The sequence below is a fragment of the Leptospira langatensis genome (assembly GCF_004770615.1).
Lineage (GTDB): Bacteria > Spirochaetota > Leptospiria > Leptospirales > Leptospiraceae > Leptospira_B > Leptospira_B langatensis.
Genome location: NZ_RQER01000001.1, coordinates 184,272 through 204,533, shown reverse-complemented (window position 1 = coordinate 204,533; position 20,262 = coordinate 184,272). Strand labels below are relative to the sequence as shown.

The window sequence follows — 20,262 nt, the reverse complement described above, 5'->3', positions numbered from 1 at the left end:
CGACGATCGAGAAATTAGCTTTCCTCTACCCACTCTACGGATTCTGCGAGAATTCTTAAGATCTGCGCTGCCGTAGTCTGTCCAATTCCTGGGAGCTTTGCCAGATCATCCTGGCTAATCTCGATCAATGTCTCTACGTTGTTGATACCCGCACTTCTCAAGAGTCCGATCAGTCGGGCAGAAAGTCCAGGCAAGTCTTCCAGAGCGGTGACTCCGTCATCCTCATCTTCCGTAATTTCTGCAGGAGGACTGAATAGTTTATCCAATCTCTCCCTAGCTTCCGGAGAAGAGAACTCTTCGTTATACTGGGCTATCGTTTTGATATCGATTCTGAAACCTGTTAATTGAGACGCCAACTTGACATTGGACCCGTTGATCCCAATTGCAAGAGATAATTGTTCCTCAGGAACGATAACCATTGCCTCTCTTCCTATAGAATCCGCCTTTACATCGTAAGGTTTCGCCGGAGAGATCGCGTTTGCGATAAATTCCGTCGGGTCGGAAGAATACTGAACGATATCGATCCTTTCATTTCCAAGTTCTCTTACGATGGATTGGATACGAACTCCTTTCATTCCCACGCAAGCTCCCACAGGATCAATGTCCCCGCGAGTTGCATATACCACTACCTTGGTACGAATGGAAGGTTGACGAGCTACGTTTACGATCTCGACCAATCCGTCATAGATCTCAGGGATCTCCATTTCGAATAGTTTACGAACGAAATCCGCGGAAGCACGAGAAAGAGTGATCACTGGGATCGGTTCTCTAGGACGAAGTTCCACTTTTTGTATGATTGCTTTGAGACGATCCCCGCTATGATATTTCTCACCAGGGTTTTGCTCTCTCTTAGGCATGATCCCTTCGACCTTTCCGAGGTCGATGGACATAGCGTCCTTCTTCCAACGTTGGAAGTAACCATGAGTGAGTTCGCCTTCTTTTGCCTTGTATTCTTGATACAGAAGTTCTTTTTCCATATCTCTTAGGCGCTGGAATACCATTTGCTTGGCTTGGCTGGAAATAATACGAGAGAGCTCCATCGGCTTCTCTTTGAAGTCCAACACGTCGTCTACGTTCGCGTCAGGATAAACTGTTCTCGCTTCTTCCAAAGAGATCTCCAATCCGTTTGCAGGAGAGGATTCCACTACTTTGCGGGAAACTACGATTACGACATTCTCTCCGTCAGTGCCGGATGCGAATTCGACTTTGATCGGATTTGCTTCTTCGTCTAAAGTCTCTATGCCGGACTTCTTCTTGTATGCGGTGACCAAGGAATCACGTATGACTCCCATCACGGCTTCCCTATCCAGGGACTTGTCGGCACAAAATTGCTGGATTGCTTCCAACAGATTGACTTCGGCTTCTTTCTTCTTAACTGCCATAATCAAATACTTACGTACAAATTTCCTTTCAGTATATCCTTCAATTCTAGGTTGACTTCCTTTTTTTTAGAGCTCGCCGATTTCCTTTTAGAAAACGGTTCTAAAACGATCGTGTCACCTTTCCTATCCAGTATCTTAAAGATTCCTTCTTTATTGCCCGAACCCTCTACCCTGTAGACGAGTCGGACCGGTATTCCTCGGAATCTATCCAGATCCTCGGGAATCACCAGTTTTCTTTCCGCACCAGCGGAAGAAACCTTGAGAGTATAGTTCAGATCCGGTGAGATCTTTTCCAACTCTTCATTCAGTTTTCTGGAAACTTGCTCACATTCCAGAAGGCTGACGGAACCGTACGGATGATCGAGTTGATCCAACTCTATCTCGATCAGCGTATGGTTTGGCCTTTGGCTAACCATGAGTGCATACAGCTTGACGGGAGTGAGAAGGATTCGATCCAAGATCGTTTCGATATCTTCTTTACTGACTGTCACGCCGGCCTTACAGAGAGTCTCTGAACCGTTTATTTTACTCTCCATAAATGGAGAAAAAAACAACCTACAAAATCGGAAATATCCGTAGTTTTTTAGGTTTTACCCATACACAGATGGGGTGGTTCCCGATATCCATTCAAAATATTTTTAGCGAGCTCTACTGTAAAGTAAAAAATACCCTTCCTTCTCCCACCCACTCAAAGCATGGCCGAAATTGCTTGTTTTCTCACAGGAAAAAGAAGGATGGTATGGAAAACGTCCCGGGCTCTCTCCAAAAGAGTACGGATAAAACAGATATGATGCAAATTTCGTTTATTTCAAAAGTACAACATCCGGTTCTTCGCAAATATATTCCGATCGGGATCTTATTCCTGGTCCTACTAGGTTCCTGCTCCAAGTTCCGAGTGGACGATTATAATCCTTATCTTTACGGAAGAGTAAAGTTGGGAAAAGAATTAAAAGAATTACAAGTGAATATCGTAAATCGGGTCCCGACCAACGTGCCGAACCAAGTAGCGGTCGCTTCCGGTGTGATCTATATTCCGGATTTCGAACAATCCTTGATCAAGGCCTTCAATTCGGACGGGGATCTGAAATTCGTGATCGGTACTCCTAAGGACAAGCAAACCGAAAAGATCAAGACGTATAATATCAAATTGGGAAGAATAGGTCTCGTTACCGTTTCGGACGGCGACGATGTATTCGTTCAGTCCAGAGTATTAAAAGAAGATGTAAAAACGGACAAGGCTCCTGAGAATATTTTTGCGAAGAAATCGGGAGAGTTTCGTACAGAAGCGGAAGAAGCGGTTCCTTCCGTCATTCTGAAGATCAACGACTCCGGCAAGTTAGCTCAGACCATTTATGCCGACGGGGCGGGCGGTTCCATTCCTTTCGGTTATATCGAGAGAATGGACGCCGGAAATAGCGATCTATTATTCGTGTATCATAGGGCCGGCGGAGAAATGCGCCTGAGCATTTTCGACGAAGCCGGCAAACTAAAGCAAAAAGTCTCTGCCGAAGACTTTAAAGATTCCTTAAATACTAGCGGAGATACTTTTACTTGGTATGTGGATTCCATTCTCTCTCATGCGGACGGGGATTACGTTTTAGGTTCTTTTAGTTTCTATGAGACCAAGTCCGGGAGATTCAAGAATAGAAAGATACTTCGCTACGATCTGAAAGAGAAACGGATCACTCCGATCAAAGAGATCCAGGACCCTTCCGAGACACTGTATTGGGCACTCAGCAATGATAATTTCTTTATCTGGGAAACCGAAGTAGAGGAAGGAAATTCCATTCGTTTACAAGTACACGACGAAGACGGAAATCATGTGAATAATATCCGACTCAACTATCCTCCTCCCAGAGGTCTTTGGAGAGAAACTTGGATGGATACGAAGGACGAGATCTATTCCATGAAGATCAAGGCCGGCTATCTAGAGATCCACAAGTGGAAATGACCTTTTGTGAAGTCCCAGGTCCTATTTAACGAAAACGAAAGTAGGGAATTGGATCGGATTACGATCCAAGAAAGGGGAATTTCGGGAACCCTTCTCATGGGCTTTGCCGCGCTCTCCGTTTTCAAGGCCTGGGAAGTTCAATTTCGTTCTGCCCAAAAGATCATAATCCTCTGCGGATCAGGAAATAACGGAGGCGACGGATACGCTCTCGCTCAATTCCTAAAAGCGGAAGGACTGCAAGTAGAGATCTTTTCTAAGTCAGGGGCATTTTCCGAAGAAACGAAATATTATAAAAATCTGACAGAATCCCTCAAGATCCCTATTCTCCCTTTGGAGAAATTCCAGGCGAGCATAGTGCATCCTGGGCTCATGCTCGTGGATTGCTTGCTCGGCACCGGATTCAAGGAACCGTTAGAGGGAGAGATTTCCAGAGTGGCCGGAGAGATCTCTAAGGCAAAGGAGAAATTCAAGTCTTCGATCTTCATCCTAAGTATCGATGCGGTTTCCGGTTTTATTCCCGAAAAAGAATTTCCTTTCGATGCGGATGCATTAGCGGAGATAGGTTCTCCTAAACTAAAGAATCTTTTTTATCCTCTCTCGAAGGAAAAGAAAAGCTTTCATCCGATCGGCTTCTTGCGAGAAGAGTTTTCTACGAAGAGCAGGGTCTTTATTCGCGCAAACGAGGAAGAATTGAAGTCCAGATTGCGGAGAGAGAAAGACTCCCACAAATATAAGAACGGCTCGGCGGTCTTTGTAGGTGGTTCGGAAGGAATGGCAGGAGCGATCCTATCCTCTGCTCTCACCTTCCAGGAACTAGGTGGAGGGATCTCCCAAATACTGACTCCTTCGGAATCAACTCTCACAAAGGTCTTAAAGAAAGATCCTTCCTTTATGATCTCGAAACTGGAATCAGGAAAGGACGGGTATTCTTCCTCTTTCGTGAAGAAAGCGAGAGTGATCGCTGTTGGCCCAGGTTTGACCAAGTCGGATCTTCCTTCTTCTGCATATCCGAAGGATGCAAAGATCGTTTTGGATGCGGGAGCATTGCAGGACGTCTCGAATCGAAAGCTTTCTCCGAATTTCATCCTAACTCCTCATCTAGGGGAATGGAATTCTCTCACAGGAAAATCTTCTCCGAATATTTACGCGAGTCTGGAAGAGGCACAAGACTGGGCGAAAGAAAAGAATTGCTATCTCCTTTTAAAGGGCTCCGTCTCCGTACTCTTCTCGCCGGATGGGATCTCCTATTTTTGGGAATACCAAGAGCCTAGACTTGCCGTGATGGGAACGGGAGATCTACTCGTAGGCGTGCTTTCCTTCTTCTTGTCCAGAGGAGAAGAGATCGTGGAATCTGTGCGCTTGGCGGAGAGCCTTCTTCTTTACTGTGCGGAACAGTGCAAGGGCTTTCCTACCGCCGGAAGGATCCGCAAGAAGATCCGGAATCTGGTCGAAACGGAACTCCTTTAGAACTTTCTAAATCGTAATTGACCGCACTACCATCTAAAGTATTCCAATCCACCTAACAATAGTTATTCGGTAAACTGGACAGATCAGGATTTAAATCCGATCTTTCTGTGAGTGCCGTCACAGTACGGCTTATTGGAAGATCCTCCACAGCGGCAAAGATAGCCATCCGTAATCCGATTTGTTACCTTTCCAGTACCAGAACAGACTTCTAAATTTCCGGTTACATGGAGAGGACCGTTTTTAGTAGGTTTGATCGCAAGCTTTCCGTTTCGGACGGGCAAGGGTTCGGATTCCTGGACAGGCGGTTCTCCAGTCGCGGTAAAACCGATCTCGACATGACTGGAATCACAGAAGGGTTTATTTTTGGATGCTCCGCATCTACATAACGTTAGACGATATTCATTGCCAGAACCTTCCAACTCCATATCTGCATGGAACGCTAAGGGACCGTTCTCTCGGATCCGTACGACATTGATCGGAGGAGCCTTTTCCGAGAATTTCGGATCTTCCGGCTCGAAACGGATCGCACCCGAGGGACAATTCAGGGCAAGTGCTCGAATTTCTTCCGGACTCGCCTGATCCGGATAGATCCATTCCCCTTCTACGTTCGGCACGAAAACGTCCGGCCTGCTCAGCACGCAATTGCGAGAATGGATACATTTTTTTCCTTCAAAGAGTATTGTTACCTGTTTGCCTTTTACTGTTTCCATTTCCATTCCCTCTGCGACCGAAGATGGTGAAAGATTATGATAGATCACCGAGTTTCTGCAAGCAGGATGCAGAATGCTTGACGGATTTTTTCTTTCGTATTTGATTCTAGCTAGCAAAATCCCTCAGGCGGGTTCATATGAACTTTTTTACAAAAGAAACGAGTTGGTCCAATGCTGAATTTATCGTTTTTAAACTTTGCGTTGCTTCCATCTACGTTCTGATCGGAGCGTATTTCAGCAGTTTCTTCCTGCAATACCGCATTGTAATTACTGTAGTATTTGCAATCACTGTCGTTTGGACGGTATCTCTCTGGCTGAAAAAAATGAGATCGACTAAGTAAGACAAGCCGACCAGGAAAGACATGAGTAAAGGATATCATTCTCGTTCTCCGGAAGAATTCCAAGAGTTCCTGAAAAAAAGCAGAGAGGATAATAAGAATAAGAGTCGGGGTAAACTGATCTTATTCTTTGATCTGATCCTTCTTCTTTTTATTTTTGCGGCAGTCGCCAAAGTCCTGAATCCTCTCGCCTTCTCCGGCCAGTCCGAATCCAAGGAAATAAAGATCCAAAATCTGAGCTTTCGTCTCTCTTCGAGTCGAGAGAGTACCAAAGATCTCCCTACCTTCTTCTTATTTTTAAAGAACCAAGGAAACGAGACGGTCCAATTCCCGGATGCAAAAGACAGGATCCAAGTTCGCATTTCTACATCCGACGGTTTGAATTGCCTGCAGGATCCCTGGACACTTATCTCGAAAAAAGTGGAGCCAGGAAGCACCGAATTCTATAGATATGAGCCTTCTTCCGAAGCCATACAAAATCTCCCTCCCGAATGTAAGATCCCGGTCAAGTCTGTATGGAATAATTTGAGCTCCGCATTTCGCGGTGAGAAGAAGAGAAAATTCCAAGTGGAAATGATCCGTGAAAATGGAAATGTTTCTTTAGAAATCCCTAATTTTTGAGCACAGTATGAACGAAGAGATCCATGCATTAAACAAGATCGTCTCCATCGTAGACGAGAAGGCCTCTCTATTTAAGAAAGAATGGAGCACTATGCCCAAGATCCGAGCCGTTACGGAAAAGAAGCTGATCCTGGACCTGATCGAAAATGCAATGCAATTAGCAAAGACAGTCCGCCCTTCTCCCACGGATCTACTAGGGGATTTGCAAAAACTAAAAAGCGAATTCAATCGCTTGCCGATCTGAATCTTTTCGGATCTGGAGACATTTCTTAACTGTTTAGCTGTAGCAAGCGGTCCCGATCCAGGCTCGAGGCAAGATGGCCGGTTATCGATAGGATCTCGTAGCCTTCTTCCAATTTCGTTCCGTCTCTTCCAGATAATCCTTTATCTCGGAATACTTTCGTTTCCCATCCAGATACCCTAGCAGGAACTCGTCTCCCACGAGCAATTGGATCGCAGGGAGATCCGATCTGAATTCGTACGGTCCGTTTAGGAACTCGAATTGATCCGGATATTCCTCCCGGATTGTTTTCAAAAAATGCAATCCGAATAGTAGACTGTGGAATTTCTCGGGTTTATCCAAAAGGATCTGATATCCTCCGCAAACTTTCCCGAAATGTTTATGAAAGGTGGGAATGAACTTCAAAGATCTCAGTCTAAAAATGCCCTTTTGCTTTTCTTCCAACTTTTCCAGAATGCCTCGGTCCAGGTCGTCGATATATGGAGCTCCGAAGATCTCGAAGGGGCGAGTAGTACCTCTTCCTTCGGAGAGATTGGTTCCTTCTAAAAGACAAAGGCCCGTATATACATAGCAAGTCGTTTGTGCGGGAATATTCGGAGAAGGTGGAACCCAAAGAAAACTCGAGCTCTTTTTCGGATACAGTTTGATCCTATGGAATTTCAGATCTAGGGAAAACACATCCTTATAATATTCTAGAAGTCCCGCTGTAGAAAGTCCGTGTCTATGTAAGGTACCTTCTACTCCTACAAAAGAAGCGAATTTTTTTTGAAGTGGAGATCCTTCTATTCTTCTTCCCGCAGGATTCGGAGAATCCACTACTACGATCTTGATCCTTCCTTTCCCGGATTTTTGGTATTGGTCCGCTGCCTGCATCGCATACAAGGCACTAGTCAAAAAGGTATAATAGCGAGCTCCCACATCCCGAATATCGATGAGAAATGTGTCTAGACCCGAAAAGGCTTCTTCTCCGGGAAAAAGGCTGTCTTCGTTGTCTCCGTATAGATTTAAGATCTGAGTTTCTCCCAGATCGTAGTGAAGTTCACTTCCGGAGACTTGATCTTGTAGCTCTGCAAAAAGCCCATGCTCCGGAAGGAATAACTTCTTTAATCCGTATTCTTTCTGTATGCTCCTGAAATGATAATCGCCTTTCCAACCGTATGCGCTTTGGTTGGTGAGCATTCCTATAGAAGAGCCTTTCAGTACTTGGTCCGGTTTTTTCATTTTCAAATGGAGTTTTTGGGATTCAGATCCTTAGTCAAGCAGACTTGATCTTCTCCCAGTTGCCTGCACTGTCCTAGGCGATCCTTTCTCTTTTTGGAACAAAGTTTGTTTTTGGAGAATCCTTTAAAAAAGAGTTTCCTTCCTTGGCAAAGGATTGTTTTCTTCTTAATTTGCCCCAACCCGCGATCGTATGGCATTAGATACAAGCGTACCAAATCAAAAAGTCACTGTTAAAGCCGGTTCTGTTCTCTTTCCAGAAGGTTCCAGCGCAAATTCCTTAAACGTACTCCATAGCGGAGCCTTGCGTTACGTGCTCGATGCTCCCAATAGCAGAAAGCTGGAGCTATTTAAGATCTCCGGTGCCAATCTGACCCCAGGTGCCTCCGCCTTATTCGGAACGGGTCGCTATCCTTATACAATTATCGCGGAACAGGACTGCGTGCTTTCCACGTATGTTATGTCCCAGTCTACCGTAGGCCGTTCTCTTGCTGCGAGAAGTTCTCTAGGCATCATGGTAGGCCGCTCTCTTTTAAGAGAGATCACCGAACTATTCAAGAAGGCGAACCAGCTCAGAAAGATCGCTTCGGATATGGGAAGGACGAACGACAATCTTTCTCTTTTGTACTATCAATTCAACCCGGGAGTTTTTCCGGATATCAAGCCAGGACAACCAATAGCGGATCCGGGCGCAGAGATCGTAGATCCGGTACTTCGACTTGCGAGAGAAAATCTTAAGCATTACTTCGATAACGGTGGGATCCTTCCCGAAAGACCTACCCCCAATTATGTAGAAGAGGATCATTCCCAGCTTTTGATGAAGTACAATCCGGAAGAGATAGAATTCCAAGACGCAGAATTCAATTTCGTTCGAAAGATCATTCTCTCCGATCCGAATCTACTTGCGCAACTTTTCGCTCCTGATCCTGCAATGGTCTCTTATGTCTGCGATAAGTTAGGTAGAGTGCAGAACGGTCTTACGGAAAATTCAAGAGGCATCCTGGAGGAAGTAGATGAAGGATTCAAACTTCTCTTAGGTGGTCCGGAAAGTCTGACAGAGAAATACTTTTTGATCTTGGATATGGCGGCTAACGGATATTCCACCGCCCCTCCTGAATTCGTGGTCCCGATCCTACAAGTAGTATCCCAAAAGATCGAAAGATCTCTGGCGGGCCACCAGACTCTATTCGGTTCCGCGTTACCGAACCCTTCTCCGAATATTAAATCCTTTTTGGAAAAGACCCTGGGGCTTTCCAAAAAATTCGAATCCTCTGCACCTGCCGCAGCAACCAACGGGGGAATATCCGTGGACGGTTCTGCGGATGCAACCGCGATCCGAAAGGAATTGGCAAACTCCGCTTCTACGATCATTCAGTTTTCCGGTTTAGGCGGGGACGCGATCAAAGAGTTCTCCGCAATGATGGTGAAACTCAAATCGCTGAAAAATCCTTTAGATTCGGACAACGATACTCGAAAACTCAGACGCTCTATTACAAAAACCTATTTCGATATCTATGCTGCCTGCTTTCAGAAGTATATGAATTCGAACAAGAATGTTCCGAAGCCTGTTGATCTAATGCTCAAGTACGGACTCTTTGATGAGACCATGTTGGATGATTCCCAATTAGTCTTCATGTCTACTTACAAGGACCCGATCGCTGCGGTTTCCGATATTCCGATCCACTACGGAACAGAATGGCTAGAAAGGATCTACAAGAGAGAAGCCCCTACTTCTCTGGACGAGTTAGGACAGAACTTCTTCGACAAGGTCAAGATGGACAATCGGAATGCAGTCTTCAAAAAGGAATCCGATCTTCCACCTGATATAGATAACCCGGAAGCTAGATTGAAGTTCGAATTCGGAGCGATGTACGAGGCGAACGTCCGTCTTACTACCGGTTCCTTGGCGACCTACCTACCTATTTTGACCAAGTATCATTCCCAGATCCCATTAGGAAAAGCTTATGTTACGAAGAAGCTTTTGACGGATACCATCCATGATATCATGGCAGTGGATTTCTCCGTATTCAACCGAGAGGTGATCTATAATAATCCTGAGACCGGGATCAATAAGGAATTCATCCAAAGGGCCATCGTTCCGGATTTCATTATCGTCCCTTCTATCGGAAGTAAGATCATGATGTGGCAGGAGCTTTCTATTCATAGGGGTTCCGGTTCCAAAGAAAGCCGAGGCAGGATCGTTCTTCCGATCTTCGTGCAAGGAGATCTGAAGTCCCTTCTCATAGATGCATTCGCGGCTTTCCGCTGGGAGCTTTGTAAGACTATCCTCGGTCCCGAATGGAATAACGTGGGAAATCCGTCCATCACTGCGGACTATATGGACTACGTTCAGTTCTACAAAAAGAACAAGGATCTCTCAATTGAGATCAAGGAAAAGCTCGCGGCGGAATTCAAACGCTTCCGAAATGAGCGGGATATTTTCGCAAACGACTATCAGCTTTGGATCAAGTACGAAGCCGAAGGAGTTCAACGATTGAACCGAGTAGTGAGAAGTATCTTCTACCGTCATATTCCTTTTGCGCGACCGATCCGAGAAAAGGTTTCCAAAATGCCTGCCTTCGGAGAGATCAATAACAGATTCATCAATATCAGGACCCGCAAATTCACTGAGCTGGAAAACAGATATAAGAAATATATCAATACTCTGGGAAGTTTACCGGACCAATTGAGAGAGAATTTAGAATTCTATAGAGTCTGAAGATTTTTGATCCGTCGAAGCCGCGAGTCTGAGATTCGCGGCTTATTCTAAAAGGCAAATCGTTTAGGATCTTTTAATCACTTTCCGGTAGATCCAGAGAGCTCCCTTTCTAAGCGCGGCGATCATATTCTTGCCATAGACACCGAGTAAAACTCCTAACACAAGACAGAGAACCAAAGAAATCCTTGGGTTCTGTTCGAATTGTTTTACTACGCTGTACTCCCATTTTTCGAGTCCTTGGTATCGTACCGAATCCTCGGAGATCTCCATTAGAAATTCCTTAAGAGATTCTATCTCCTCCGCGGAGAGTCCCATATTCGGCATCCCACTCATCGGATTCAGGAACTTAGGATTTTGCAATTTGGAAGGGATATAGATCGCAAGCTTTTCCTTAGTGCTCAGGTTCGGATCTGCAAGCTTAGCCCGAATTCCGTTCCATTTCTCATGATCCGGTTCTTCGGAATAAGATTCCATTTCCTTGATCTGCTTCAGAAAATCCGCGGTCTTAAAGGTTTCATTAGATCTAACACTGATCTGGTCGAGATTCGGAGCAACATTACTCCCTACTCCGCCTAGAGTATGGCAGCTTCTGCAACCCTTTACCTCGACGAGTTGTTCCCCGCTGTATTTCATCTTTTCCGCAGAGATCTTTCCTGGTATTAATTTCAGAACGGGAGCAGGTAGTAATCCTCCGTCCTTTCTCATTCGGATATGGGAAATATAGATGCCGTCTTCTCCGAGAGCGAGACCGGTAAAATCCTGTCTTCTTTCTTCTTCGTATTTAGTAGGAAGAACTACCCACCAAGGTTCTCCTACGACTCCTTTCTTATCGTCTATCGGAACCGCAAGAAGAGAAGTAATATGAGAAGCCGCGATCACCAAATGGCCGCGTAACGCGGTTAATTTATGGTTCTTAGGAACATAGATCATATCCGCAGGCCCGATAGACTTCGGAAAGGTCATCAAATTATTATAGGTCATGCTCGGATTGGTATTATCCCAAGGGAAGTCCATCCCTCGAGAAGCCTTTACTAAACGATCAATTTCAGGTCCATTGTCCGCCACATAGACCTCTCCTCCCTCCGACTTTGCGATCGCGAAAGGATTTCTAAGTCCTAAAGAATAAATATAACCTTGCGGATCCGCCTTCCTTCCTGTGAAGAAAGGATTGGATTCTACTTGAGAGAAGTCGGACTTCAATCTCAAGAGCTTCCCATTCGTGCTATCCTTCTTATGGGAACTGGTCCAAGACTGGCCGTCACCGGTTCCCACCCAAATATGATAATTCGAATCAACGAAACAATGCCCGATCTGGTGTGCGAGTCCGGCTGTATCACCTCTGAACGGCGTATCGAACACCTCTACCTTTTCGATCTTGGTCCAAGGCTTGGTCCCAACGGATCTCCAGCGAGTGATCTTATTGCTTCTCCCCCACCCTTGTTGGTAAACGGCAGTCGTATAAAGAGTCTTGTCGTCCGGGGTCAGGCAGGCTCCAGTTTGTCCCATCTCTCCCTGAAAATCGGGAAGCTCTTTTCTAGGCTTGGAAATATCCTCGTCCTCTCCGATCGTAACTACATTACCATTCCTTAATTTAGCTCGTATATGCCCTCGTAGTTCGCTGACGATGTAGATCACATCCTCCGGATAAGGACCCGGATGTTTCAGAAGAGCAATGCTGACAGGAGTCGTAAAATTCCCGGCATCCTCTATCAGAGTAAAACCCTCCTTCACCTGCCATTCCGCATTCTTCTCATTCGCATTCTTTTGAATACCTTTGCTTGAATAGAATTGAGCATGAGCAAGGTTCGGCAATAAAAAGATAAGAATACCGACCGGTAAGATTTTTTTGTATGATATTTGCATGCGAACACTAGCTTTTTTGAAAAAGAAAGGAGCAAGTAAAAAGCAAACCAATCATATTACAGAATGAAAACAGGATATATACGTAAGGCCATTCCAAGCTACTGTTCATAGGTATGTAATCATTTCGGTTTCTGTTTGAAATCAAAGAATGGAATGATGCCGACATGCTGAATATAAGAAATGAGAGAAGATGGTTTCTCATCCTACTCGGCTTAGGCATTGCAGTTCGCATCGCTACTGCTATATTCAACAAAGGTTATCTCGCACTAGACGATTATTATATCTTATTCTTTTCCGTTCCAGCGCAATCAGAGTCATTGGGGTTAGTGGATAACGTGCAATCTGTTCCGGAGATCAGATCTCTGATCCCGGATGCGATTATCAGATTCTTTGCAAAGATATCCTATCTGATCGGATTCACCGATCCTTTGAATCAGATCCAATTCGTATTCGTCTGCTTAGGTATCCTGTCCGCGATCTCCATCTGGATCGGATACGAGCTACTAAAATATCTATATTCAGAAACCGAGGAAGAGCCTAAAAATTATACGCAATGGATCCCGCTAGTTGGGACCTTCTTACTTTCCTTGCACTTCCTAATGCCATTCGTTTCGACCAGATCCTTGATCGAATCCATGTCCGCGCCATTCATATTAGGATCCGTCTATTTCGCTTCGGTATATTGGAGATCAGGAGATCATACGCAACTTTTTTGGTCTTTAGCCTTACTCTCAATTGCCTCCTTGTTCCGCTTCCAAGCAGGGATATGCGCGGCTGCGCTCTTCTCGTTGGTTGTTTACAGATCTATTCAGGAAAGAAAGCGTAAGGATGTTTATTTATTCTTAATATATTCCGTAGTTTTGGTAATTCTTACAGGCTTACCGGACTTGGTATTCAGGGGATCGTTCCATTCTTCTTTAAGATCCTATATCTCCTATAATATGCATCATTCCTCTGAATACGGGACTTCTCCTTGGTATGCTTATCTTCCCACAATATTAGGTGCTTGTTTATTTCCCTTCTTGATCGGAAAATACGACGGCTTTCATTGGAAAGCTTCCTATTCCAAGTTGATCCCTGCACTGGTATATTACGGATTTTTCCTGGCCCTTCATTCGATAATCCCTCACAAAGAAGAAAGATTCCTTCTGCCTGTTCTTCCTCTTATGCTCCTATTGCTCTCTCCCATAGTCGCGTATTGGTGGCGCAAGGAGAAGAAGAGGAGGATTTCCATTCGCAGATTCTTGTTCTTCTTAGTCAATTTTCTGCTTCTAGGACTCTTGAGTTTCTTCACAATCCAGAACAATACGATAGAGCTGGTCCGGTACTTGAATTCCCACACGGAGATCAAACAAGTTTACGTTTATAAGGATTCAATTCCCCATCTTCCAGTCTCATATGCGTATAGAACTCCTTTGGAGAAATATGAACTCGTGGAAACCCTAGACGAAAATCAACAGCCAAGGATCAAGGGCTTCGATCCTTATAAATCTTGTTCGGCGGCACTGATCGTGAGAAAAGACTATGTTCTTGGAGGGATCGATCCGGATCCACCTTGGATCCTTATGGCAAATTTCAAATCGTCACCCTTGGAAGAATTCGCCGTTTCCCTGAATCCGAACAAGAATAAGAGAAGAACAAGCCTGTACCTGTATCAATTCCAGCTTTGCAAGCAGGCAGAAGAAGATCCGTCCAAGACTGGCTCTGCCGTATTTTAAACCCAGCTCGGCCCACGATCCTTTCGAAAACAAATAGGAAATAAGAATGCGACCAAAGATATCGGTGCTACTTCCGACCTTTAACGAGGCCGAGAACATAGAGAGATGTATATCCGGTGTAATCCAAATATTCAAGAATATAGAATATGAAATTATTGTAATCGATGATAACAGCCCCGATGGGACCTGGGCGATCGTAGAAAAAATGCACGAGTCAAACTCTCGGGTCAAGATCATCCGGAGAATGACTGAAAAAGGTCTCTCTTCCGCAATCGTATCTGGGATGAGTATCGCAGAAGGAGAGTATTTTCTCGTCATGGACGCCGATCTACAGCATGACGAAACCGTTCTCCCGCAAATGATCCAAAAATTAGAAGAAGGCTGCGATGTGGCAGTGGGTACCCGCTACGCAAACGGCGGATCCACAGGAAGCTGGAATCTCATTCGAAAATTATTAAGTATCGCCGCGAATAAATTCACACAATTCATTCTTCCCATCCGGATCACCGACCCTATGAGTGGGTTCTTTGCCTTGAAAAGGGAGATCTTCTTTCGCACCGGGGATAGGATCAATCCGAGAGGATTCAAGATCCTACTAGAGATCCTAGGCCGAGCAGGAAACGGGATCAAGATAGGAGAGATCCCTTTTCACTTCAAGAACAGACTGCACGGAGAAACGAAGATAAACAATTCCATAGCAAGAAGTTTCCTGATCACAGTTTTGGATCTTAGATTCGGGAAATGGATCTCTTCGACCTTTCTTCTGTATTCCTTGGTCGGGCTCAGCGGAGTAATAGTGAACCTATTCGGCTTCGTCTTGTTCGAAAGCATAGGAGTAAAAGATCTCGCAACTGGTTTCGAACTTCTTCCGATATTTCCTTCTTCCGTATTCTTCGGGATAGAATTATCCATCATCAGCAATTTCATCTTGAATAACTACTTTACATTTTATGAAAATAGATACAAGAGATGGGATGCGATCCGGGGCTTTCTGATCTTCTCGGGAGTAAGCGCTCTCGGGATCTTTGTGCAATTAGGGATCTTCGAACTTCTATTCTATAAAGCCTTGCCAAGAATGGGAATGGAACCGCGTTTTGAGCTCAGACTTTTCTGTGATCTGGTTGCGATCTCAGTGGCAATGTTTACGAATTATTTCTTGAATTCGAATTTCACCTGGCTGAATGCAGCGAAGGGACAACAGTAAACGCCGGGCACAAGGTTCCTACAAGAAATACGATTAGTTCCTACTCTGTGGGAACTGCTGAAAATTGGGATTGCGGAATACTGACTTTTATGATAATAGAGAAATCGCGACGTCCCACTAGGGCACCCACCTCCCCGACCCGATGAGGGTGGGGGCCGACCTAAACTTCTTCCAATAGATATGGCCGAGTATATTCTCTCACGATCTCCACTACGAAGCGACCCCATGACTTAGGATCTTCTTGGGAAATCTCGATCTGGCGGATCTTTGGAAAATAGGCCTGAGGCTTGAATGCAGTATGGGTCAATTCCATCGCCCGTAGATAATTATCCACTCGCTTCACCCTTACAAAATTCAAGAGTTCGCCTTGGATCTTATCCGAAGGAATATATCCGATAATGATCAATCTCGGAAAAAGGGATTTCTTCAAAAGATTGATGAAGTCACCAAAGCTATCCACTCGGTCGATAAACCCTTCGTAAGCGCCCCCACCCAGGTTCATGATCTGAGTCACAATGTCCATGGTAAAGGAGACCCCTTCTGCGGAAGTCATATCTGAAATAATTACGATACCCTCGTCCGGTTGGAAGGTCTTAAATTCGCTGTTGGGTTTAAAATGCCTGCGTAATAGTTTCGCAGTCGAAATATCGATCTCTGCCGCCTTGGGAACCAGCACTTTCCCGGAAGCGTCCTGAATAGGCTCACGAGTGATCAGGTATCTTTTCTTGGCGGCGTTTTGGTTCATGACCCGGAACGCTTTTACCTTCTCTTCCAGCTCGTCCAAGGTACAATATCCGATCTTCAGGACATTTTCCCTCGCGCGTTTTTTTAGATCTATGTCTTCCATACGAGTGTTTTGAAGGCCTGGTGAACCAGCTTAAACAGGCTTCCGAATTCTGCGATAATTTACCGAGGATCCGGAGAGAGTATATAAAAAAAATCCCCGAATGAAAAGCCTTCTTTTGGCCTTGCAAAAAACCGCTTGTCCGGCGGATCTCTCCCACTGGAATAGGGGGGATGCCCCGCATTTTACAATTTTTGAAAGCCAGGAATCGAATGATCATTCCGCTTTCGAATCTCAGCCTACTCCCCCTGTTTTTTTGCATCTATTCCTGTTTTTCGGTAGAATTTGTCGCAGACGGAGTCCCTAAGCCGGGCGTCATACGCTCTCACCGAAAAAGTTGGGAAGAGGTTGAGATCCTAAAACAAGCTCCCAGAAAGAGAAGTTATAAAACATACGGGAAGGTGGTCATCCGCAATTTTGCCGACGGCAAGATCACCAAGTTCTATATGGAAAAGATCAAGAGAGAACTTTTCGATCGAGGAATGGACGGAATGTACTTAACAAACACTGCCGTAGTTCCCATTCCACCCACGATCTTCCAAACAGGAAGTGCGGAAGGCTATACTACGAATATGTCCGAGATCGCAAGAGACGCAAAGGTATTGGAAGCAAATGCATTTCGTTATAGGGATAGGGAAGAAGAATAATGGCCAGACGTCTCAACAGCGAGATCAAGATAACGCCTAACGGAGAATGGATCTTTCGAGGGACCCACATCGATCAAAAGGATATCCTGGAGTATTTCAGAAGGAACCTAAAGGATGCCCAAGATGGGATCTATATAGACAACGAGTACGGCCAATTTTCCGAACAAGGGTACTTAGAACTTTTCGGATACGCATTGAACTTGATCCGCGTTTGGGAGAAGGATGGAGAACTCTTCTTTCTCGCCGATTCCGGAGAAGAAATACCGTTTTCTTCCTTAGAACTTGCAGCGGACAGGGACGGAGAATTATTTGCAAAGAAGAAGGGTCACGTTTTTCTAAAATATAGGATCGCTCGTAATGTATCTACCGCTCTCGGAGAATATATCCAAGAATCGGAAGAAGGGCTCAAATTCAAAATAGGCGAGAAAGAGATCCCTATTCCCGAAACTAAAGAGGGACCAGAAGTCTCTCTTCCGAAAGAATTCCAGAACGTTCCTCCAACTCCTGAGATTTGAAATCCCCTTCTTATTAAGATCATTCAACGAAATGCAGACCGGATCTGAGATCGGATGGATCTGATCCGTCATTTTCCTGTCAAAACAACTCTTCCTAAAACCTTTCCGGAAGCGAGATCATTCAAGATAGAATCGGCTTCTTTTAGGCTTTTGACTTGGACCGGGATAGGAGCTAATTTCTTTTCGGAGACAAGTTGTAGAAGTTCCGCCAATTCCGAAGGAGAACCAGTATAACTCCCTCTCACAGTCAAACTTCTCAAGGAAAGGATCGGAGTCGGTATCTTTAACTCTCCTCCAAAAAGTCCGACTGAGATCATTTTACCGTTCTTCTTCAAAAGAGAGAACGCTAAAGAAGAAGTAACCGAATTATTCACAAAGTCGATTGCGGCGCTCACTCCTTTGGGACCGACGATCTTTCTAACGGCTTCCGAAGTTTCTCCTTCCGAAGAATTCACCGTTTGAAAACCGAATTCCCGGATCTTAGCGAGCCTTCCCTCATCCAGATCCAGAAAGATCACCTTTGCATCCGTTAGCAAGGGAAGAAGCTGAGCAGCAAACATTCCCAGTCCTCCAGCTCCAATAATAAGAAGATGATCCTTTGCACTCAAAGGAAGACTTTTCTTCAAAGCACCGTACGCAGTCAGACCTGCACATGCATACGAACAAGCGTATTCCGGAAGAAGGTCGTGAGTATCTAAAAGCCATTTAGGATGAGGAACGAGGATCCGATCCGAGTAACCCCCGTCTTGGTAAATCCCTAAAGACTTGGGAGAAGAGCAAAGCTGAGGAGTTCCTTCTTCGCATTCCTCACATTCCCCGCAACCGATCCAAGGATAAACCAATTTGACTGCGCCTAAAGGAACTTTGCCCGCCTCAGGTCCCACTTGCAAGACCCGGCCGACTACCTCGTGTCCTGGAGTCAAAGGAAGTCTGACTCCCCTGTCTTTTACCCATAGTTTCTCGCCCTTCCCCATTTGGTAATATCCGTCTCTCAAATGCAGATCCGAATGACAGACACCGCAGGCCAGGACCTCTAATAGTATTTCGGTTCCTTTCGGAGAAGGATCTCTTTTCTCTTCCAACTCCAAAGGGGATCCGAATTCGATCAGTCTTGCACTTTTCATAAGTAAATTTGAATATATTCCCTATTTATGTATATTGTGAGGAAGAAATCTTAACTTCTCTATCTGTTGAGAGATGATCCGTATTCCTTCTTCCGGTGACTTGAGAAGGTTGACCTTGGTAAAAAAACCATGCGTATAACCCTCAAAATTCTTAAATACTACCGGAATACCGGCATCCATCAATTTTTTGGAATATAGCTCCCCGTCGGATCGAAGAGGATCAATCCCGGCGGTAAAGACTACAGCGGGAGGGAGATCCTTCCAATTCTCGGAGAATAAGGGAGAAGCGGACCATTGCCTTCTCGAATCCGGATCGGGGAGATACTGGGAAATAAACCATTCCATGTCCTTTTTAGTCAGTCCGGGACCGAACTCGAATTCCTTGTACGATTCCGTGTTGCAGATCGTTTCGGTAACCGGATAGATCAATACTTGCAGATCTATCTTAGGCCCCTTCCTATCTCTTGCCCTCAGGATGGTAGCCGCTGCTAAATTCCCACCGGCACTATCTCCCGCCACGACCAGAGGAAATTCTTTCCCGAAGGATTCGTTCTTAAAGGATTCTGCCCATTCTAATGCTGCGTATGAATCCTCAAGAGGAATGGGATAAGGATGCTCCGGCGCAAGTCTATAATCCACAAGAGAAACTATACTTGAAGTGCCGTCCGCTAACTTTCTTGCAAACGGATCGAAGTCCCGGATCCTTCCGACTACCCAGCCTCCACCGTGAAAGTATAGGATCTGGGATCGGATCTCGGTTTTTGGAATATAATTTTTAATTAATATAGTTCCGTCTACGGAGCGGACTAAGACGTCTCGGACCTCTTTCATTTCTGGCCCCGGTCCGAGCAGATCTCCTATAGCGGAATAACCGTCTCTTCTTTCCTGGACTGTTCCTTCGGCGTAGCCTGTTAATCCCAAGGAAGCAATGCGTGTCGCATACTCCAACATCTCCGGAGCAAATTCCATTCTCTCACCCCAATTTTTCGGATCAGGGCCGATAGACTAACGCATATAAACAATTTTGTCGTTCCATTTTATAGAATGGAATCGGGATATTAAAAGGAAGAACGATCCGCTTCCATATAATGATGATCCGGCACTAGGCCCTTTGGTCCTGCGAATTTTCTGGACTCGACTATTTTGAATCCGAGCTTATTGTACAAACCGATCGCTCCAGGATTCACTTGAGAGACATCCAAGGAGATCTTGGAATAATTCGGAAAAGCCGATACAGCGTGTCTCATGAGAGCCTCTCCGATTCCCTGTTTTCTCTGGTGGACAGGAACCGCAATATGCCCCAGATACAAACGACCCGATTTGGGAGGTTGGATCATCCCTTCCATACTCAATCCGCGGAGTGCTACCTTAATCCCGCGAAGACCGTAGATCCGGAATATATTCCCCGCAGTTCCAGCGTTCAAAAAAAAGAATCGATCCGAAGTATAGACGACTATAGTTCCTACAATCTCTCCATTCTTCTCTGCTACGAAATGATTCTTGTAGCTGATCGTATTCTTGGTGCCTTGGAAAGAACGGGTCAAGAAGTCCTGAGGAGAAAGTTTTCCTTCCTGGAACACATAGCTCCAGGCATCCGGCCCGGAGCTATAGATCAGAGGAACGGCGGCCTGTGCATCTTCCGACTTGGCAGGTCGAATTATAATATTTGAACTCTGTTTCACCTTGGATAATCTAAAAAG

19 protein-coding genes are annotated in these 20,262 nt (G+C 45.2%); 10 read left to right on the top strand and 9 right to left on the bottom strand.

Going from position 1 to position 20,262, the window contains the following annotated elements; all coding sequences use genetic code 11:
* Window positions 1-14: 14 nt before the first annotated feature.
* Entirely contained in the window at window positions 15-1,382 is a 1,368-nt protein-coding gene (gene nusA / locus EHO57_RS00865; protein ID WP_135646900.1) for a transcription termination factor NusA, read from the bottom strand.
* 2 nt (window positions 1,383-1,384) lie between these two features.
* Entirely contained in the window at window positions 1,385-1,810 is a 426-nt protein-coding gene (rimP, locus tag EHO57_RS00860) for a ribosome maturation factor RimP (RefSeq protein ID WP_246050483.1), read from the bottom strand.
* A 311-nt stretch (window positions 1,811-2,121) separates the two neighbouring features.
* Here rimP and EHO57_RS00855 point away from each other — a divergent pair, with 311 nt between their 5' ends.
* The gene (locus tag EHO57_RS00855; RefSeq protein WP_246050428.1) at window positions 2,122-3,333 is read left to right on the top strand and encodes an LIC_12708 family protein; all 1,212 of its coding nucleotides are present in this window, start codon (window positions 2,122-2,124) and stop codon (window positions 3,331-3,333) included.
* Between the two features lie 6 nt (window positions 3,334-3,339).
* Window positions 3,340-4,800, top strand: a complete 1,461-nt coding sequence (locus EHO57_RS00850; RefSeq protein WP_135646898.1) for an NAD(P)H-hydrate epimerase — start codon at window positions 3,340-3,342, stop codon at window positions 4,798-4,800.
* An 83-nt stretch (window positions 4,801-4,883) separates the two neighbouring features.
* Here EHO57_RS00850 and EHO57_RS00845 read toward each other — a convergent pair whose 3' ends face one another.
* Window positions 4,884-5,510 (bottom strand): CDGSH iron-sulfur domain-containing protein, encoded by a 627-nt coding sequence (locus tag EHO57_RS00845; protein ID WP_135646897.1) that lies wholly within the window; start codon window positions 5,508-5,510, stop codon window positions 4,884-4,886.
* A 137-nt stretch (window positions 5,511-5,647) separates the two neighbouring features.
* Between EHO57_RS00845 and EHO57_RS00840 the strand changes: the two genes are divergently transcribed.
* From EHO57_RS00840 to EHO57_RS00830, 3 genes are read left to right on the top strand one after another with little or no spacing between them, the layout of a single operon-like run.
* Window positions 5,648-5,851, top strand: coding sequence for a hypothetical protein (locus EHO57_RS00840; protein WP_135646896.1), 204 nt, complete (start codon window positions 5,648-5,650; stop codon window positions 5,849-5,851).
* 21 nt (window positions 5,852-5,872) lie between these two features.
* Complete coding sequence (locus tag EHO57_RS00835) at window positions 5,873-6,469, top strand: hypothetical protein (RefSeq protein ID WP_135646895.1); 597 nt, start codon at window positions 5,873-5,875, stop codon at window positions 6,467-6,469.
* Window positions 6,470-6,476: 7 nt separating this feature from the next.
* Window positions 6,477-6,713: a hypothetical protein gene (locus EHO57_RS00830; protein WP_135646894.1), complete on the top strand. Its 237-nt coding sequence runs from the start codon at window positions 6,477-6,479 to the stop codon at window positions 6,711-6,713.
* Between the two features lie 81 nt (window positions 6,714-6,794).
* Here EHO57_RS00830 and EHO57_RS00825 read toward each other — a convergent pair whose 3' ends face one another.
* The gene (locus EHO57_RS00825) at window positions 6,795-7,931 is read right to left on the bottom strand and encodes a DUF1343 domain-containing protein (protein WP_135646893.1); all 1,137 of its coding nucleotides are present in this window, start codon (window positions 7,929-7,931) and stop codon (window positions 6,795-6,797) included.
* Between the two features lie 190 nt (window positions 7,932-8,121).
* Between EHO57_RS00825 and EHO57_RS00820 the strand changes: the two genes are divergently transcribed.
* Complete coding sequence (locus EHO57_RS00820; RefSeq protein WP_135646892.1) at window positions 8,122-10,647, top strand: cyclic nucleotide-binding domain-containing protein; 2,526 nt, start codon at window positions 8,122-8,124, stop codon at window positions 10,645-10,647.
* A gap of 63 nt (window positions 10,648-10,710) precedes the next feature.
* Here the strand turns inward: EHO57_RS00820 and EHO57_RS00815 are convergent, their stop codons facing one another.
* The gene (locus tag EHO57_RS00815) at window positions 10,711-12,510 is read right to left on the bottom strand and encodes a PQQ-dependent sugar dehydrogenase (protein WP_135646891.1); all 1,800 of its coding nucleotides are present in this window, start codon (window positions 12,508-12,510) and stop codon (window positions 10,711-10,713) included.
* A gap of 164 nt (window positions 12,511-12,674) precedes the next feature.
* On the opposite strand from EHO57_RS00815, the gene EHO57_RS00810 reads away from it, so the two are divergent.
* Both EHO57_RS00810 and EHO57_RS00805 read left to right on the top strand, forming a co-directional pair.
* Complete coding sequence (locus EHO57_RS00810) at window positions 12,675-14,228, top strand: glycosyltransferase family protein (protein WP_135646890.1); 1,554 nt, start codon at window positions 12,675-12,677, stop codon at window positions 14,226-14,228.
* A gap of 46 nt (window positions 14,229-14,274) precedes the next feature.
* Entirely contained in the window at window positions 14,275-15,432 is a 1,158-nt protein-coding gene (locus EHO57_RS00805; RefSeq protein WP_135646889.1) for a glycosyltransferase, read from the top strand.
* A gap of 160 nt (window positions 15,433-15,592) precedes the next feature.
* On the opposite strand, the gene EHO57_RS00800 is transcribed toward EHO57_RS00805, so the two are convergent.
* Entirely contained in the window at window positions 15,593-16,279 is a 687-nt protein-coding gene (locus EHO57_RS00800) for a hypothetical protein (protein WP_135646888.1), read from the bottom strand.
* Window positions 16,280-16,488: 209 nt separating this feature from the next.
* Here EHO57_RS00800 and EHO57_RS00795 point away from each other — a divergent pair, with 209 nt between their 5' ends.
* Both EHO57_RS00795 and EHO57_RS00790 read left to right on the top strand, forming a co-directional pair.
* Window positions 16,489-16,923, top strand: a complete 435-nt coding sequence (locus tag EHO57_RS00795; RefSeq protein WP_135646887.1) for a hypothetical protein — start codon at window positions 16,489-16,491, stop codon at window positions 16,921-16,923.
* The gene (locus EHO57_RS00790; protein WP_135646886.1) at window positions 16,923-17,438 is read left to right on the top strand and encodes a hypothetical protein; all 516 of its coding nucleotides are present in this window, start codon (window positions 16,923-16,925) and stop codon (window positions 17,436-17,438) included. The genes EHO57_RS00795 and EHO57_RS00790 overlap by 1 nt, the downstream gene beginning before the upstream one ends.
* A gap of 68 nt (window positions 17,439-17,506) precedes the next feature.
* On the opposite strand, the gene EHO57_RS00785 is transcribed toward EHO57_RS00790, so the two are convergent.
* The 3 genes from EHO57_RS00785 to EHO57_RS00775 form a co-directional block, all read right to left on the bottom strand.
* On the bottom strand, window positions 17,507-18,562 hold the full coding sequence (locus EHO57_RS00785) for an alcohol dehydrogenase (RefSeq protein ID WP_135646885.1): 1,056 nt from the start codon (window positions 18,560-18,562) through the stop codon (window positions 17,507-17,509).
* Window positions 18,563-18,583: 21 nt separating this feature from the next.
* Window positions 18,584-19,531: an alpha/beta hydrolase gene (locus EHO57_RS00780; RefSeq protein ID WP_135646884.1), complete on the bottom strand. Its 948-nt coding sequence runs from the start codon at window positions 19,529-19,531 to the stop codon at window positions 18,584-18,586.
* An 89-nt stretch (window positions 19,532-19,620) separates the two neighbouring features.
* Window positions 19,621-20,244 carry a GNAT family N-acetyltransferase gene (locus tag EHO57_RS00775; RefSeq protein WP_135646883.1) on the bottom strand — a complete coding sequence of 208 codons (624 nt, stop codon included), beginning with the start codon at window positions 20,242-20,244 and terminating at the stop codon, window positions 19,621-19,623.
* Between the last annotated feature and the right edge of the window lie 18 nt (window positions 20,245-20,262).

Coding starts and splice junctions, on each gene's coding strand:
- EHO57_RS00810 (WP_135646890.1), top strand. CDS start 12,675: ATGCTGAATATAAGAAATGAGAGAAGATGGTTTCTCATCCTACTCGGC.
- EHO57_RS00815 (WP_135646891.1), bottom strand. CDS start 12,510: ATGCAAATATCATACAAAAAAATCTTACCGGTCGGTATTCTTATCTTT.
- EHO57_RS00855 (WP_246050428.1), top strand. CDS start 2,122: ATGGAAAACGTCCCGGGCTCTCTCCAAAAGAGTACGGATAAAACAGAT.
- EHO57_RS00785 (WP_135646885.1), bottom strand. CDS start 18,562: ATGAAAAGTGCAAGACTGATCGAATTCGGATCCCCTTTGGAGTTGGAA.
- EHO57_RS00835 (WP_135646895.1), top strand. CDS start 5,873: ATGAGTAAAGGATATCATTCTCGTTCTCCGGAAGAATTCCAAGAGTTC.
- EHO57_RS00795 (WP_135646887.1), top strand. CDS start 16,489: ATGATCATTCCGCTTTCGAATCTCAGCCTACTCCCCCTGTTTTTTTGC.
- nusA (WP_135646900.1), bottom strand. CDS start 1,382: ATGGCAGTTAAGAAGAAAGAAGCCGAAGTCAATCTGTTGGAAGCAATC.
- EHO57_RS00790 (WP_135646886.1), top strand. CDS start 16,923: ATGGCCAGACGTCTCAACAGCGAGATCAAGATAACGCCTAACGGAGAA.
- EHO57_RS00830 (WP_135646894.1), top strand. CDS start 6,477: ATGAACGAAGAGATCCATGCATTAAACAAGATCGTCTCCATCGTAGAC.
- EHO57_RS00800 (WP_135646888.1), bottom strand. CDS start 16,279: ATGGAAGACATAGATCTAAAAAAACGCGCGAGGGAAAATGTCCTGAAG.
- EHO57_RS00805 (WP_135646889.1), top strand. CDS start 14,275: ATGCGACCAAAGATATCGGTGCTACTTCCGACCTTTAACGAGGCCGAG.
- EHO57_RS00840 (WP_135646896.1), top strand. CDS start 5,648: ATGAACTTTTTTACAAAAGAAACGAGTTGGTCCAATGCTGAATTTATC.
- EHO57_RS00780 (WP_135646884.1), bottom strand. CDS start 19,531: ATGGAATTTGCTCCGGAGATGTTGGAGTATGCGACACGCATTGCTTCC.
- EHO57_RS00845 (WP_135646897.1), bottom strand. CDS start 5,510: ATGGAAACAGTAAAAGGCAAACAGGTAACAATACTCTTTGAAGGAAAA.
- EHO57_RS00820 (WP_135646892.1), top strand. CDS start 8,122: ATGGCATTAGATACAAGCGTACCAAATCAAAAAGTCACTGTTAAAGCC.
- EHO57_RS00825 (WP_135646893.1), bottom strand. CDS start 7,931: ATGAAAAAACCGGACCAAGTACTGAAAGGCTCTTCTATAGGAATGCTC.